The sequence below is a fragment of the Bradyrhizobium sp. NBAIM08 genome, from assembly GCF_020193935.1.
GTDB classification, from domain to species: domain Bacteria; phylum Pseudomonadota; class Alphaproteobacteria; order Rhizobiales; family Xanthobacteraceae; genus Bradyrhizobium; species Bradyrhizobium yuanmingense.
Genome location: NZ_JADYVR010001011.1, coordinates 1 through 400, shown reverse-complemented (window position 1 = coordinate 400; position 400 = coordinate 1). Strand labels below are relative to the sequence as shown.

Below are 400 nucleotides of genomic sequence, written 5' to 3'. Positions count from 1 at the left end.
CACGCATCCCATCGCGCTCCGCCCGTCTCCCGTCTCCCGTCTCACTTCTCGTCTCCCGTCCCCCGTCCCCTTGCCTACATATAAGTAATTGCTTATATATGCACCATGAAACGAGAGGATGAAATCTTCCGCGCTCTCGCCGATCCGACGCGTCGAGGCGTGTTTGAGCGGCTGACGAAGGGGGAGGCGGCGGTAAGCGAGCTGACGGCGCGCTTCGACGTCTCGCAGCCCGCGATCTCGCAACACCTCGCAGCGCTCCGCAGCGCCGGACTGGTCTCCGTTCGACGTGAGGGTCGCTACGTGTACTACCGGATCAATCCCAGAGGCATGCGACCTCTCGTCGACTGGCTGGATCGATATCAGGCGTTCTGGCTCGATCGTCTCGACAAACTCAAAGAAC

1 protein-coding gene is annotated in these 400 nt (G+C 61.0%); it reads left to right on the top strand.

The window, feature by feature from the left end; genetic code table 11:
* Window positions 1–105: 105 nt before the first annotated feature.
* Window positions 106–400, top strand: a 295-nt coding sequence (locus I6F37_RS43200; protein WP_225154862.1) for a helix-turn-helix transcriptional regulator, incomplete at its 3' end; no start/stop codon positions are given.